This window comes from Aeromonas sp. 600948, from assembly GCF_049174875.1.
GTDB classification, from domain to species: domain Bacteria; phylum Pseudomonadota; class Gammaproteobacteria; order Enterobacterales; family Aeromonadaceae; genus Aeromonas; species Aeromonas veronii_A.
On sequence record NZ_JAAKTY010000031.1, the window covers coordinates 1 to 14474 of the forward strand.

The 14474-nt window shown below is 59.9% G+C and carries 14 protein-coding genes; 5 read left to right on the top strand and 9 right to left on the bottom strand.

From position 1 onward, the window contains the following. The first annotated feature begins 277 nt into the window (after positions 1-277). Complete coding sequence (locus tag G5182_RS18925) at positions 278-817, top strand: gamma carbonic anhydrase family protein (protein ID WP_227341736.1); 540 nt, start codon at positions 278-280, stop codon at positions 815-817. Between the two features lie 90 nt (positions 818-907). Here G5182_RS18925 and polA read toward each other — a convergent pair whose 3' ends face one another. Continuing rightward, positions 908-3673, bottom strand: a complete 2766-nt coding sequence (gene polA, locus G5182_RS18930; protein WP_421173177.1) for a DNA polymerase I — start codon at positions 3671-3673, stop codon at positions 908-910. A 400-nt stretch (positions 3674-4073) separates the two neighbouring features. Here polA and elbB point away from each other — a divergent pair, with 400 nt between their 5' ends. Further along, positions 4074-4724: an isoprenoid biosynthesis glyoxalase ElbB gene (elbB, locus tag G5182_RS18935; protein ID WP_227341734.1), complete on the top strand. Its 651-nt coding sequence runs from the start codon at positions 4074-4076 to the stop codon at positions 4722-4724. A gap of 77 nt (positions 4725-4801) precedes the next feature. On the opposite strand, the gene G5182_RS18940 is transcribed toward elbB, so the two are convergent. The 4 genes from G5182_RS18940 to G5182_RS18955 form a co-directional block, all read right to left on the bottom strand. Further along, complete coding sequence (locus G5182_RS18940) at positions 4802-5011, bottom strand: cell division protein ZapB (RefSeq protein ID WP_005342050.1); 210 nt, start codon at positions 5009-5011, stop codon at positions 4802-4804. A 246-nt stretch (positions 5012-5257) separates the two neighbouring features. Then, positions 5258-6538, bottom strand: coding sequence for a hypothetical protein (locus tag G5182_RS18945; protein WP_227341733.1), 1281 nt, complete (start codon positions 6536-6538; stop codon positions 5258-5260). Positions 6539-6558: 20 nt separating this feature from the next. Then, a complete protein-coding gene (cysE, locus tag G5182_RS18950; protein ID WP_005339552.1) occupies positions 6559-7338 on the bottom strand; it encodes a serine O-acetyltransferase in 780 nt (259 codons plus the stop codon). 8 nt (positions 7339-7346) lie between these two features. After that, complete coding sequence (locus G5182_RS18955) at positions 7347-8258, bottom strand: cation diffusion facilitator family transporter (RefSeq protein WP_227341732.1); 912 nt, start codon at positions 8256-8258, stop codon at positions 7347-7349. 85 nt (positions 8259-8343) lie between these two features. Here G5182_RS18955 and G5182_RS18960 point away from each other — a divergent pair, with 85 nt between their 5' ends. The 3 genes from G5182_RS18960 (at position 8344) to trmL (ending at position 10930) form a co-directional block, all read left to right on the top strand. Further along, a complete protein-coding gene (locus tag G5182_RS18960) occupies positions 8344-9039 on the top strand; it encodes a response regulator (RefSeq protein WP_227341731.1) in 696 nt (231 codons plus the stop codon). Beyond that, complete coding sequence (locus tag G5182_RS18965) at positions 9021-10391, top strand: ATP-binding protein (RefSeq protein WP_408082979.1); 1371 nt, start codon at positions 9021-9023, stop codon at positions 10389-10391. The genes G5182_RS18960 and G5182_RS18965 overlap by 19 nt, the downstream gene beginning before the upstream one ends. Before the next feature lie 74 nt (positions 10392-10465). After that, complete coding sequence (trmL, locus tag G5182_RS18970; RefSeq protein WP_005339545.1) at positions 10466-10930, top strand: tRNA (uridine(34)/cytosine(34)/5-carboxymethylaminomethyluridine(34)-2'-O)-methyltransferase TrmL; 465 nt, start codon at positions 10466-10468, stop codon at positions 10928-10930. Between the two features lie 13 nt (positions 10931-10943). Here the strand turns inward: trmL and dinF are convergent, their stop codons facing one another. From dinF to lexA, 4 genes are all read right to left on the bottom strand, one after another. Continuing rightward, positions 10944-12305 (bottom strand): MATE family efflux transporter DinF, encoded by a 1362-nt coding sequence (gene dinF, locus G5182_RS18975; protein WP_227341730.1) that lies wholly within the window; start codon positions 12303-12305, stop codon positions 10944-10946. A gap of 2 nt (positions 12306-12307) precedes the next feature. Then, positions 12308-12934, bottom strand: a complete 627-nt coding sequence (locus G5182_RS18980; RefSeq protein WP_158114375.1) for an SCO family protein — start codon at positions 12932-12934, stop codon at positions 12308-12310. Positions 12935-13144: 210 nt separating this feature from the next. Then, on the bottom strand, positions 13145-13360 hold the full coding sequence (locus G5182_RS18985) for a hypothetical protein (protein ID WP_019446524.1): 216 nt from the start codon (positions 13358-13360) through the stop codon (positions 13145-13147). A gap of 484 nt (positions 13361-13844) precedes the next feature. Further along, positions 13845-14468, bottom strand: a complete 624-nt coding sequence (lexA, locus tag G5182_RS18990; protein ID WP_139433841.1) for a transcriptional repressor LexA — start codon at positions 14466-14468, stop codon at positions 13845-13847. Positions 14469-14474: the final 6 nt, after the last annotated feature.

The following is a 14474-nucleotide window of genomic DNA, read 5'->3' on the forward strand; positions in this document are numbered from 1 at the left end:
GCTGCGGGAGTGGAATTCTACTCAACCGCCTTCTCGAGTCAAGCCTTATTTTCAAAGGCTTTTCGAGGTTATCGACTTGGCTTTCTGCGTTGCCGCTTGCCCTGTCGATGGAGGCGCATTATAGGGAGTGAATTCGTTCTGGCAACCCCTCTCCTGCAATAAAATTGCAAAAAAGGGCACTTTTTTAGTTATTCATCTCCAACCACAGCTTTTATACAAACTTATCCACAGAAACAGTCTCCAGGTTGTTAGAATGGCCGAAAACAAGGAGGCAAAGATGGACTTGCGACTGAGACCCTACAAAGGACAACGCCCGCAATTGGGCAAACGGGTATATGTAGACCCCTGCGCCACCCTGGTGGGCGATATCGAGCTGGGTGACGATACCAGTATCTGGCCCATGGTGGCGGCACGGGGGGATGTGAATCATATCTGTATCGGTGCCCGCAGCAACATTCAGGACGGCACTGTGCTGCACCTGACCCGCAAGAGCGCCAGCAATCCGACCGGCTATCCACTGCTGATCGGTGAAGATGTCACGGTCGGCCATAAGGCGATGCTGCACGGCTGTACCATCGGCAACCGGGTATTGGTCGGTATGGGAGCCATTCTGCTTGATGGCGTCGTGGTTGAAGATGATGTGATGATCGGAGCTGGCAGTCTGGTGCCGCCGGGCAAGCGACTCGAGTCAGGCTTTCTATATATAGGTAATCCCGTCAAACAGGCTCGCCCACTTAAACCTGCCGAGATCGCCTTCCTCAAAACCTCGGCCGACAATTATGTGCTGCTCAAGGACGAGTATCTGCAAGAAGCCTGACACCCCGCCACCATAAACAAGAAGCCCGGCATGATGCCGGGCTTCGCTTCTTATATAGCTATATAGCAGCTCAGAAAGGCTGGCTGGAAATCAGTGGGCCTGATCCCAGTTGTCGCCGGTGCCCGCTTCCACCACCAGCGGCACATCCAGTTCGGCTGCGGCTGACATCTTCTCCTTGATGATGGCGATGTACTCCTCCAGCTTCTCTTCGCGGATCTCGAACACCAGTTCATCGTGTACCTGCATCAGCATGCGGATCGACTCATCTTCTATCCCGCGGATCCAGCTGTCCACGTTGATCATGGCGCGCTTGATGATATCGGCAGCCGTACCCTGCATGGGCGCGTTGATGGCTGCCCGTTCGGCAGCCTTGCGCAGACCGGCGTTGCGGGACTTGATATCCGGTAGATATAAACGACGGCCAAACAGGGTTTCGACATAACCCTGGGCCTCCGCCTGCTGACGGGTGCGCTCCATATACTCCAGTACGCCCGGATAGCGCTCGAAGTAGAGATCCATGTACTTCTGCGCCTCGGCACGGCCGATACCCAACTGCTTGGCCAGACCAAAGGCACTCATGCCGTAGATGAGACCGAAGTTGATCGCCTTGGCACTGCGGCGCATGTCACTGGTCACCGCATCAAGCGCTACACCAAACACCTCGGCGGCAGTCGCCTTGTGGATATCCTTGCCCTCGGCAAAGGCGGTCAGCAGCCCCTTGTCACCGGAGAGGTGCGCCATGATACGCAGCTCGATCTGGGAGTAGTCCGCCGCCACCAGCTTATAACCGGCGCATGGGATGAAGGCCTGCCGGATGCGGCGTCCCTGTTCGTTGCGTACCGGGATGTTCTGCAGGTTGGGATCGGTGGAGGAGAGCCGACCGGTCGCCGCCACCGCCTGATGATAGGAGGTGTGTACCCGTCCGGTCTGCGGCTTGATCATCAGCGGCAGCTTGTCGGTGTAGGTGGACTTCAGTTTGGCCAACCCACGGTGCTCCATCAGGAGGCGCGGCAGCTCATAGGTCTCCGCCAGCTCGGCCAGCACCTCTTCCGCAGTGGATGGCGCCCCCTTGGGGGTCTTTTTGATGATCGGCAGCCCCAGCTTGGTGAAGAGGATCTCCCCAAGCTGCTTGGGTGAGGAGAGGTTGAACTCCTGTTCGGCCAGCTCGTGGGCCTGCTTCTCCAGCTCCGCCAGACGCACTTCGATCTCCTGGCTCTGCTGGTGCAGCAGCTTGGGATCGATGGTGGTACCGAGCAACTCCATCCGCGCCAGTACAGGTAACAGCGGCAGCTCGATCTCGCTGAATACCTTGGCGAGACCCGGCACGGCCTCCAGCTGACCCCACAGGGTCTGGTGTAGACGCAGGGTGATATCGGCATCTTCCGCCGCATAGGGAGCGGCCTGCTCCAGCTCGATCTGGTTAAAGGTGAGCTGTTTCACTCCCTTGCCGGCGATATCTTCAAACGAGGTGGTCTCGACCCCGAGGTAACGCTTGGCCAGCGAATCCATATCGTGACGACTGGCGGTGGAGTTGAGCACATAGGATTCGAGCATGGTGTCGTAGGCAATGCCCTGCAGGTCGATGTCGTGGTTGAGCAGCACGTTGCGATCGTACTTGAGATTCTGCCCCACCTTGAGACGGGTCGGATCTTCCAGCAGCGGTTTGAGCTTGCCCAACACCACAGCCTCGCTCAGCTGTAACGGTGCCCCCAGATAGTCATGGCCAAACGGCACATAAGCAGCCTTGCCCGGCTCAACCGCGAAGGAGACGCCGACGATCCGCGCCTCCATATAGTCGAGACTGGTGGTTTCGGTATCAAAGGCAAACAACGGTGCCGCTTTCAGCTGTTCCAGCCAGCCGTCAAACTCGGCTTCGTCCAGAATGCAGCGGTAGTCGGTTTCGATGGCGGCAACCGGAGCGGCGCTCTCATCGCCAGCCTCGTCTTGTCCGGCGCTCTCGCTGCCCTCTTCACCACCGGATTCCAGCTCCTTGATCAGGTTGCGCAGCTCGTATTCGCGATAGACCGCCAGCAGGGACTCCTTGTCGACCGGCTTGAGCAACAGCTCTTCCAGACTCTGTTCCAGCTCGACATCGGTCTTGATGGTCGCCAGTCGATAGGAGAGGCGAACCTGCTCCTCCTGCTCGCGAAACTTGTCGGCGAACGCCTTGGAGCCACGGAAGCCGAGCGCAGCTACCTTGTCGAGGTTGGCGGCAATCTCGTCGATGCTGCCAATCCCCTGCAACAGGGCCAGTGCAGTCTTTTCACCGACGCCGGTCATGCCGGGAATGTTGTCGACCTTGTCCCCCATCAGAGCCAGATAGTCGATGATGAGCTCGGGCGGTACGCCAAACTTCTCGATCACCCCTTCCCTATCGGTCTTCACATCTTTCATGGTGTCGATCAGGGTGACATGGTCGGAGACCAGCTGTGCCATATCCTTGTCACCTGTGCTGATCAGTACCGGCAGCTGCTTCTCGGTCGCCTGGCGGGCCAGGGTGCCGATCACGTCGTCAGCCTCCACCCCCTCCACCATCAGGAAGGGGAAGCCCATCGCCTTGATCATCTGGTGGATAGGCGCGACCTGGCTGCGCAGATCGTCCGGCATGCTGGCACGGGTCGCCTTGTACTCGGGATAGATGTCATCGCGGAAGGTCTTGCCCTTGGCATCAAACACCACGGCCACATGACAGTCAGGATATTGCTTGCGCAGGCTGCGCATCATGTTGGCCATGACACGGACGGCGCCGCTTGGCAAACCGGTCGATGTGCGCAGATCGGCCTGCTGGGAGGCGAAGAAGGCGCGGTAAAGATAAGAGGAGCCGTCGACCAGAATAAGGGGGTTGCTAGGGGCCATGAAATCGTCCTGCCAGAGATAAACAGCCGCTAGGATGCCACAGGCCCCCCCTCACACCAAGGGGCGTAGCAACAGTACACAACGCCTGATAAATGGACTCAGCCTGTGGATAACTCTGTGTTCAAAAATGGAGTGCATCAGAGTGCACAGTGACAAAGCTGTGCATAAGAATATAAAAAACCATTAAAAACAATATATTGAGATCGCAAAAACCGATCGCAAGACAGTTAGAATGATCTCGATCAATGTGGAAAAAGATTTAAGGGAGTAGGTACGGCAGGATCCAAAACGAAACAATCCTAGCACAGCAAGATGACTTGACCAGCAGATGGCGAGCGATAACCATACAAAAGTACAACAATCCATCTTGGCTCACATTTTCAACAACGAGGAGTTTGCCATGAAAAAAGTGGCCGTGATTTTGAGTGGCTGCGGTGTCTTTGACGGAGCCGAAATCCATGAGGCCGTCATCAGCCTGCTGGCGCTGGCCCGTCAGGGAGCCGCCGTCCAGTGCTTCGCTCCGAACGTGGCGCAGCTCCATGTCATCAACCACCTGACCGGTGAAGTGAGCAAGGGAGAGAGCCGCAACGTGTTGGTCGAAGCGGCCCGCATCTGCCGTGGCCAGATCAAGGATGTGGCCGAGCTGGATGCGGTAGATTATGACGCCCTGCTGGTGCCCGGTGGCTTTGGCGCTGCCAAAAACCTGTGCGACTTCGCAATCAGGGGCGCCGAATGCCAGATCCAGCCCGATGTGCTGAAAGCGTGCCAGAGCTTTGCCAAAGCCAATAAACCGGCCGCCTATATCTGCATCGCGCCCGCCATGATCCCGCTGATATATGGTGCTGGAACGCTGGCGACCATCGGCCATGACGAGGGTACCGCCAACGCCATCGAGGAGATGGGTGGCAGCCATCTCAACTGCCCGGTCAACGAGTTTGTGGTGGATCAGGAGCGCAAGGTGATCTCCACCCCCGCCTACATGCTGGCCAACAACATAGTCGAAGCCGCGGACGGCATCGAGAAGACAGTCAAACAACTGCTGGCGCTGTAATTCCCATCCCGCCAAAACAAAAATAGACGGGCCGCTCATAGAGCGGCCCGTTTTCAATTCTGCCTGAAGGCGATGAATTAGATGGTTTCGCCCATCTGATCCATTTTACCCAGCAGGGCACGCAGACGCTCCTGCCATGCAGCGTGCTCGTTACGCAGCTGATGGTTCTCGTCTTGCAGCTTGCTGTTCTGTTCTTTCAGCTCGTCCAGCTCCATCTTCAGCAGGGAGATGTTGTCGACAGCGGATTGTACTTTGGATTCGAGTTGCTCAAGGACTTCTAGTGACATATGCATACCTGTTTGTTCAATTGCGATGCCCCACAGAGGGCGATTCAAGCGCGTGGAGCCAGCATACCCCGAGCCTATCGGCACAAACAAGCCAGAGCGCTGTAAAATGCGCCTTCCATAGATGTATTGTCTAAATATGCGTCTATTTTTCTCGCATCCTGCGCCAGAGCCGCGACAACACTCTAAACCGTACCTAAAAAGCGCCGCTACCAACGCATCATTGATGCCATCCTGATGGCACGGTCGCTATCCATGCAAGGCGATATAAGCCCCCAGCAACAGACAGGCGACCACATACATCAGCAGGCCGTAAAGCAGGTTCCAGCGCAGGATCAGCCCGGCACTGAGGTTGTAACGGGAGGCCAGCGCCAGATTGGATCCGGAGAGCGGACTGGTGCCGGTGGCAAGCCCCCATCCCAGCAGGAAACACATACCGAGCAGGCTGGGATCCGGCGCCAGCGGCCAGAGCAGTGGCGCCAGCCCGGAGATACTGATGAGCGGATGCACCCCGACGATGGCCACCAGCAGGATCAGCAGCAGAGTGAGGGATGCCTCCAGCCAGCCAAAGTGATTGAACAGCGGCAGGCCGTGACCGGCACCGAAATCGATGACCGACAGCGCACTGTTGATGCCTGCCGCCAACAAACCGGCCCCCAGAAACAGCACCAGCTGACCGCCGATGGCGGGGAAACGCTCCACCACCTGCCGCTTGAGGGCCGCCTTGCGCCCTGTCCTCGGCATAAAGAGCAGCGCCAGCAGCGGGGCCACCAGTGCGATCACCGCCAGAATGCCGAGCTGGGGCCAGATCTGCTTGATGAGCAGTACCAGCAACGCCAGCGTGACTGGCAACCCCAGTGTCTGCAACCGCAGCGGATAACCGGCAAAGTCGGCCACTCCGATCCTCTCCACCTGCCAGGCAGTCAGCCCCATCGCCAGCAAGGCGGCGAGGATCCCGAACGGCAGAATATGGGAGAGCTGCAAGCCCGGCGCATAGGTGAGCGCCACCGCCATGGCGACAAAGAAGGGTGACCAGAAGGCGGCGGCACAGAAGATCCGGCTCAGCACCATCACCTGACGCCGCTCCAGGGTGCCATTACGCTCCAGCCGATCGCCGATGATAAAGAGCACCGAGAGATTGATGACCGCCCCCAGCAGATTGAGGCTGGCCATGGTGCTCCACAGCCCCTTGCGCCCGGTCCAGGAGGTGGTGCCGGTCAGCAAGCCGGAAGTGGCAAGGTTGAGGGTGCTCACCGCGGCAAACATGGTGAGCATATTGATATTGGGCAGCAGCCAGTCACCGGCAATGAGGGTCGCGCCCTGCCACCAGGAGAAGATCAACAGCAGCAGGGCGGCACTATACAGGGCCAGCGCCTGCCGCCTGGCGGCCCCTACCAGCCAGGGCCAGGTGAGCAGTGACGCCCCCCAGGCTGCAATGGCCGCGGGCCAGGGGGAGAGACCCAGATAGAGATGAAGCAGGTTGAGCAGCCACATCCCCAAAATCAGATAACCCGACCAGCGTTTGGCCATCGACGCCTCCGGTCAGGAGATCAGAGACACTGATCCATATCCAGTGAAGGCTTGTCGCACTCCGGACGGCCGACGATCTTGGCGGGTACGCCAGCAACCGTGGTATGAGGTGGCACCGGGTTGATCACCACGCTGCCGGCGCCGATTTTGGCACCCACGCCCACTTCGATATTGCCGAGCACCTTGGCGCCCGCCCCTATCATCACCCCTTCGCGGATCTTGGGGTGGCGATCGCCGCTCTCCTTGCCGGTACCACCGAGGGTAACGCTCTGCAGGATGGAGACATCATCTTCAATCACCGCCGTCTCGCCGACCACTATGCCGGTGGCATGGTCAAACATGATGCCCTTGCCGATGCGGGCGGCCGGGTGCACATCCACCCCGAACACCACCGAGATCTGGTTCTGCAGATAAAGAGCCAGCGAGCGGCGCCCCTGACGCCACAGCCAGTTGGCGACCCGATACCCCTGCAGGGCATGGAACCCCTTGAGGTAGAGCAGCGGGGTGGAGAAGAGGTCGACCGCAGGATCGCGCTCCTGCACGGCGCAGATGTCGGCCGCCACTACCGTCAGCAGCTCGGGCTCGCTGCGCAGGGCCAGCTCGATCACCTCGCGCAGGGCGATGGCGGGCATGGTGGCGCTGTCGAGTTTGTTGGCCAGCTGGAAGCTCAGCGCCGAACGCAGATTCTTGTGATTGAGAATGGTGGAGTGGAAGAAGCTGGCCAGCATCGGCTCCTGGGCCGCCATGCACTCCGCTTCTTGCTGAATTTTGTGCCAAGTTTTGGCAACCAGTTCATCCATGTTGCAGCCTACTGTTGTTCTGGGTGAGGGCTCTGTTGTTCTTTTGTCAGCACCGAGATGGGGTCCATGTGGATGATGACATCCATCCGCTCGAATGCCTGGCGAACCGCCAGCTCGGCTTCATCGGCGATCTGATGGGCCTTGACCAGGGGGATCTGATCATCCAGTTCCAGATGCAACTGTACGAATCGGGTCGGCCCGGATTGACGGGTGCGCAGGTCATGTACGCCGTGTACCCCTTCGACGGCGCAGCAGAGGGCCATTATTCTCGCTTGTTCTTCCGCTGGCAACTGACGATCGAGCAGGGCCTGCACCGACTCGTAGCCGATATGTCCCGCCCCCCACAACAGGAACAACCCGATCAGGATGGCAAACAGGCCGTCAGCCCAGTACCACCCCTGCCCCGCCAGCACCAGCGCCAGCAAGACACCGGCGTTGAGCAGCAGATCGGAGCGGTAGTGCAACATGTCCGCCTTGATGGCCACGCTGTTGGTCTTGCGAATAACGAAACTCTGGAAACTGACCAGCAGCAGGGTCAGCACAATGGAACCGCCACTAACCCAGAGACCCGCCTCTAACCGTTCAATAGGTGCCTGTTTGAGCAGGGAGGAGATGCCGTGCATCACCAGCAGCAATGCGGAACCGGAGATAAAGGCCGACTGGATCAGCCCCGCCAGAGACTCCGCCTTGCCGTGACCGAAGCGGTGTTCATCATCGGCGGGGGCCAGCGCATAGCGAATGGCCAGCAGGTTGATGATGGAGGCACTCACATCCATGAAGGAGTCGGTGAGCGACGCCAGCAGGGTCGACGAGTCTGTCATCAGCCAGGCGATCAGCTTGCCGGTGATCAGCAAGGTTGCAGTGGTAACCGCCGCCATGCTGGCAAAGGTAACCCAACGGGAATATTGTTGATGGCTCAAAACCGGCTTTCCTCTGGCGATGAAAAACTTATTATACCCTGACCCCGGCGTCAGTTTGGCGCGAAAATCTGCGGAATAACACCCGATGAACAGAATACTCCTGGTCGACGACGATCTTGAATTGACCCAGCTGCTCACCGAAATTCTGACCCTGGAGGGATTTCAGGTCACGGTCGCCGAGGATGGTGAAGAGGGGCTGCAACGGCTGGCGGAGCAGAGCTTCGATCTGGTGTTGCTGGATGTGATGATGCCCAAGCTCAACGGCTTTGCCATGCTGACCAAGCTGCGCAAGACCCATGAAACCCCGGTGCTGATGTTGACCGCTCGTGGCGACAGCCAGGATCGGGTTAACGGTCTGGAAGCGGGTGCCGACGACTATCTGGCCAAGCCGTTCGACGATCGGGAGCTGCTGGCCCGGGTTCGCGCCATCCTGCGTCGTACCCAGAGTGCCCCGCCCCAGCGTGGCAGCTCCTCCGACGAAGTGCACTTCATGGATATCGTGCTGCAACCCGGCCTGCAGCAGGCCCGCTGCGGCGTACAACTGCTGGAGCTGACCGCCACCGAATTCGGGCTGCTGGAGTGCCTGCTGCGCAATCCCGGCCAGATTGTCAGCAAGAGCCACCTCTCCGAACAGGTGCTTGGCAAGAAGCTGGAGCCCTTCGATCGGGCCATCGACATGCACCTGAGCAACCTGCGCAAGAAGCTGCCGGACCGCAGTGATGGCCAGCCCCGCTTCAAAACCGTACGGGGGCGCGGTTACCTGTGGCTAGAGCAAGAATAAAGAGTACCAGCTCCCTCAACGGCATATCGACCCACATCTTCCTCTGGTTCTGGTTCATGCTGCTGGTGATGCTGGCCGCCGTGATCAGCCTGCCCACTCTGGATCCTCGCAACCAGATCCCGCTGCCGACCCATGAGGCGGTGCGAATGCAGAAAAATGTGCAGGCCCTGCTCAACGCTGCCGATCCGAATCAGGATTTCGATCTGGCCAAAACGATGGACAAGATCGCCATGCTCCCGGTGGACAATGTCTACCTGCGCGACGAGAGGGGGCAGATCCAGTCCACCACCCATCCGCGCAAGTTTGTGGTGCGCTTTATGGTGGACGCCGATGACCCGGCCAACCCCATGCTGGGCAACGAGGATCGCAAGGCGATCGCTGGTCCCTTCCTGATGGAGCACCGCGGCCATCGCTATCACGTCTATTTCGGCCTCAATGCCGAGAACCCCTACCTGTTCCTGTTCATACAGGTGCTGGATCACCCGATCCGCATTCTGGGCATATCAATGCTGGTCAGCACCCCGCTCTGCCTGCTGCTCGCCTGGCGGCTGACCCGCCCCATCCTGCAGTTGCAGAAGTCGGTCTCCCAACTGGCGGCTGGCAATCTGGAGGTACAGATCCCCAACCTGGGACGGGGCGACGAGATCGGTCAGCTGGCGGATAACGTCAGCCGCATGGTGGAGACACTCAAGAGCATGATCCAGAAGCAGAAACAGCTGCTTTCCGATATCTCCCACGAGCTGCGCAGCCCCCTCACCCGGATGCAACTGGCGCAGGCGCTGATCCGCCGCAAGCAGGGTGACAGCGCCGAGCTGGCGCGGATCGAATCGGAGATCGGACGGCTGGACAAGCTGATCGGCGATCTGCTGGATCTGTCGCGAGTGCAGCAGCATGTGGAGGCGCCGGTGGTACATCCGCTGGCCGACCTGCTGGAACCCATCCTCGAAGATGCCATGTTCGAAGCGAATCAGAGTGGCAAACAGCTCAGACTGCCGCCGCTGCCCGCAGAGTCGATCCAGATGTGGCCAGAGCTGCTGGCCCGGGCCGTGGAGAACCCCCTGCGCAACGCCCTCAAATATGCCCGCGAGTTCATCAAGGTGGACTGGTATCGGGAGGGACTGGAGTGGGTGATGACCATTCGGGATGACGGCCCAGGGGTGCCAGACGAGCAGCAGGCGCTGCTGTTCCAGCCCTTCTTCCGGGTCGATGACGCCCGCAACGCCAAGACTGGCGGCACCGGGCTGGGGCTGGCCATCGCCTCGGAGGCGATCCAGCGCCACGGCGGCACCATTGCGGCCAGCAACAATCACCCGACTGGGCTAACCATCACCATCCGCTTGCCCATCGCCTGATCCTTTTCATCCGGACGGGCGCTGGGTATGCTGGCGCCCCTTCTTGGCTTTACATCTCTTTGCAGGAGCTCGTCATGCTCGATATCGTCCTCTACCAGCCGGAAATTCCGCCCAACACCGGCAATATCATCCGGCTCTGCGCCAATACCGGTTACCGGCTCCATCTGATCGAGCCGCTGGGATTTGAGTGGGATGACAAGCGGGTAAAGCGGGCGGGACTCGACTATCACGAGTTTGCCGAGGTGAAGCGCTGGCCGAGCTATGAGGCCTTTCTGGCCGCCGTGGCGCCCAAGCGGGTATTTGCCTGCACCACCAAGGGGCGCACCGCGCACTCGGCAGCACAATATGCCCTTGGCGACGCCCTGCTGTTTGGCCCGGAGAGTCGCGGCCTGCCCATCGAGATCATCGAGAGTCTGCCATTCGAGCAGCGGCTGCGCATCCCTATGGTGCCCCAGAGCCGCAGCATGAACCTCTCCAACGCGGTGTCTGTCTTTGTCTACGAGAGCTGGCGCCAGCTCGGCTACGACGGTGCCATGTAAGCGCCACCGATGATCAGTGGCGGGCGTCGAGCAGATGCCCGCTGCGCTCCAGCCGCCAGCAAGTGACCCCCAGCGACAGACCGCGCCCCACCATCAGCGCCGCCATCGCCGCCCATAACGCGGCCACGCCCCACGACTGACAGAGCCACCAGATCGGGAAGAAGCCGCCAAACGCGGCCAGCAACATGCTGTTGCGCATCTCCCGCGCCCGGGTCGCCCCGATAAATACGCCATCCAGCAGGAAGCACCAGACCGCCAGCAAGGGCATGGCGATCAGCCAGGGAAGCTGACGATTTGCCTCCGCCACCACGGCCGGAATGTCGGTGATATAGCCGATAAGGTGGCTACCAAAGAGGGCAAACACCAGGGTAAAACCACTGGCAATGAGGGCGGCCCAGCCCAGATTGAGCACGATGGCCTCCCGCAGTTTCTGCCGATCCCGCTGACCGATGGCTCGTCCTACCATGGCCTCCACCGCATAGGCAAAACCATCGAGTCCGTAGGAGATAAGCATCAGGAAGTTGAGCAGCACCGCATTGGCGGCCACCGCCACATCCCCCAGTCGTGCCCCTTGCAGAGTCATGAAGGCGAAACAGAGCTGCAAACAGAGGGAGCGCAGAAAGATATCGCGGTTGAGGCCGAGCAACCGCACCATGGGCGCAAGCTGCCGCCAGCGCTGCCAGCCATCCTGCCACACCGTCGGCGCCAGTTGCCGCAGCTGACGGCGTACCAGCCAGATCCCGACCGCCAGCGCGCAGTAGTCCGCCATGACCGAGGCCGCCGCCACACCCCGCACCTGCCAGCCGAGCCCCAGCACAAACAGAGCATCGAGCGCCATATTGACCAGATTGGTGAGGATCAACATTACCATGGGGCTGCGGGCATCCTGCATCCCCAACAGCCAGCCCATGACCACCAGATTGCAGAGCGCCGCCGGGGCGCTCCAGATCCGCACCGCCACATATTGGCCCGCATAAAGCTGCACCTCGGGCGAGCCGCCACTCAGGGCGATCAGTCGTGGCAACAGGGGGAAGAGCAACAACAGCAGCGCCAGACCGAGAGCAATGGCCAGCCCCAGCGCCCGCAGCAGGGTATCGAGCTGGGCACGACCATCGGCGGCGCCGTGCGCCTGCGCCGTCAGGCCGGTGGTCGACATCCGCAAAAAGCCGAGCAGCCAGAAAATGAGGTTGATCAGGGTTGCACCGACCGAAACGCCCCCCAGAAACCAGGCCTGACCGAGATGACCGATCACCCAGGTGTCCACCAGCCCCAGCAAGGGGGTGGTGATATTGGAGAAAACCATGGGCAGTGCGAGCGCAAAGACGGCGCGGTGGCGAGAGGGATCTCGCCACCAGGGGGCAACAGCTGGGGTCACGCTCAGTGGCCTGCCAGCTTCAGAATGCGGGCGAAGTCAGAGAGCATGGTGGCCATCTGCACCCGGGGCACCTGACCCGGCGCCACCTGCGGGCGGAATACCGCCTGCAGCTTGCCCTTGGGATTGATGAGCACGATGGAGGCGGAGTGATCGATCAGGTAATCCTTCTCCCCCTGATTGGCGATGGAGTAGATCAGCCCCAGATTGCGCACGAACGGGAACAGCTTGTCGTGGGGGGCAGTGGCCGCCTTGAATTCGGGATTAAAGAAGGCGGTATAGGTCTTGAGACGGGGAATGTCGTCACGCTGGGGATCCGCCGAGATAAACACCACCTGACTGTCGGGCGCCATCTTCTTCAGCTGGTCATAGACGGAGCGCATATCTGCCAGGGTGGTGGGGCAGATATCGGGGCAGAAGGTGTAGCCGACGAACAGGAAAGTCCAGTGCCCCTTCAAGTTGGCAGGGGTGAACGGCTGGTTGTCCGCATCGGTAAAGACAAAATCGTTGATGTCCCGCCCCGCCGGATAGTAGTCGGCCTGTTCCGGCTGCTCTGGCTGCGTGGCGTAGAACACCAGGATCAGGCAGGCTGTCAGCAGCAGAAAGAGCAGGGGATAGCGGAGCTTCATCATAACAAGAGACCCTTTCAGTTCGAGGCAGATGGCCAGCAGTGACCGGACAAGAGAGGGGCATTGTACCCCAGCGAGCCGCCAAGGTGGTTCAACCTTGTGCAATGCCCTGTCAGGAGTCGACCATTTGGCATAATTAATCGCCAGTTGCGGCCATAAAAAAACCGGCCCCCTCGGGTGCCGGTTATGGATGGATTTGTTTGTCTCTTCTGCTCAGGGGCGAGCGTTACGCCCCTGCTGCAACATCTTGCCGATGGCCCGCACGCCGATGGGAATCACGGGGGCCAGCCAGCCCTCTTCCCCCTGGCGATCACCGTGACCACGCTTGAACAGCAACACCAGACGTACCACCTTCTCTTTCGGACATCCCAGCCAGAGCGTCCAGTGCGAACCACGATGGTGCAGCCAGAGACCGTAAAACCAGGTCATCCGGCTACCTTTGACGAAACGGGTGATTGACGATTCCGCTGGCGCAGCCCCAGCCTCTGAATCCCATGGCGATCTTGATGCCATACCAGTCCTCCTTGACCGACAGGTCATGTTGCTTCGTCGGCCTGAACTGGGAACAGGCCCGTCACGACTATCTGCAACCATTACGAGTGGTTCCCTTTGCCCGACAAGGCTCGGGATCTCCCCACTCCCCCTTCATATCCCGTGAAGGTGTACTGCCCTATTCTCGTTGTTACCGGCCCTTCCGTACCGATGCATTGTGATGGTCAGAGGGAGGTGCCAAGCCCTGTCTCGGCGACAGGGCACTGATCTGAGCATATATCTGAAATGGATGATTGGTAGCCGGTCGCGCAGGACAAAAATGCCGCCGCCGATGATCTGTTTGATATGACAGGGAAAGTGCGCCAGAAACAGCACGGCCTCCCGAAGGAGGCCGTGTGGCAAACGCAGTTGGCGGGGAGGATTACATCCAGTCGGCGTTGCGGATCACCCCGACCGCCAGCCCTTCGATGGTGAGCTGCTGGCAGGAGAGGTCCACCTCGATGGGGGAGAGCTCTTCATTTTCCGGTAGCAGCCATACCTGACTGCCCTTGCGCTGGAAGCGCTTGACGGTGACATCCTCATCGAGACGGGCCACTACCACCTGACCGTTGCGCACCTCCTGGGTCTTGTGCACCGCCAGCAGATCGCCATCCAGAATACCGATGTTCTTCATGCTCATCCCCTGCACCCGCAGCAGAAAATCTGCGCGCGGGTGGAACAGGGTAGGATCAACCTGATAGTGGCTCTCGATATGCTCCTGAGCCAGGATGGGTTCACCGGCAGCGACCTTGCCGATAAGCGGCAGGCCGCTCTCCTCCAGCACCTCTTCCTCTTCGAGCAACAGGCGAATGCCGCGGGACGTGCCCGGCATGATCTCGATGACCCCTTTTTTGGCCAGGGCCTTCAGATGTTCTTCGGCCGCATTGGCCGACTTGAAACCAAGCTTCTGGGCAATCTCGGCACGAGTCGGCGGCATACCGGTTTCGCTCATATTCACCTTGATCAGCTCCAGCACTTCGGCCTGGCGGGGGGTAAGGGGTTTCATAGAATT

What these genes read in the sequence shown, in the direction of transcription:
- trmL (WP_005339545.1), top strand. Translation starts at nt 10,466, where the DNA reads ATGCTCGATATCGTCCTCTACCAGCCGGAAATTCCGCCCAACACCGGC.
- G5182_RS18940 (WP_005342050.1), bottom strand. Translation starts at nt 5,011, where the DNA reads ATGTCACTAGAAGTCCTTGAGCAACTCGAATCCAAAGTACAATCCGCT.
- polA (WP_421173177.1), bottom strand. Translation starts at nt 3,673, where the DNA reads ATGGCCCCTAGCAACCCCCTTATTCTGGTCGACGGCTCCTCTTATCTT.
- G5182_RS18985 (WP_019446524.1), bottom strand. Translation starts at nt 13,360, where the DNA reads ATGACCTGGTTTTACGGTCTCTGGCTGCACCATCGTGGTTCGCACTGG.
- lexA (WP_139433841.1), bottom strand. Translation starts at nt 14,468, where the DNA reads ATGAAACCCCTTACCCCCCGCCAGGCCGAAGTGCTGGAGCTGATCAAG.
- elbB (WP_227341734.1), top strand. Translation starts at nt 4,074, where the DNA reads ATGAAAAAAGTGGCCGTGATTTTGAGTGGCTGCGGTGTCTTTGACGGA.
- G5182_RS18980 (WP_158114375.1), bottom strand. Translation starts at nt 12,934, where the DNA reads ATGATGAAGCTCCGCTATCCCCTGCTCTTTCTGCTGCTGACAGCCTGC.
- cysE (WP_005339552.1), bottom strand. Translation starts at nt 7,338, where the DNA reads ATGGATGAACTGGTTGCCAAAACTTGGCACAAAATTCAGCAAGAAGCG.
- G5182_RS18925 (WP_227341736.1), top strand. Translation starts at nt 278, where the DNA reads ATGGACTTGCGACTGAGACCCTACAAAGGACAACGCCCGCAATTGGGC.
- G5182_RS18945 (WP_227341733.1), bottom strand. Translation starts at nt 6,538, where the DNA reads ATGGCCAAACGCTGGTCGGGTTATCTGATTTTGGGGATGTGGCTGCTC.
- G5182_RS18960 (WP_227341731.1), top strand. Translation starts at nt 8,344, where the DNA reads ATGAACAGAATACTCCTGGTCGACGACGATCTTGAATTGACCCAGCTG.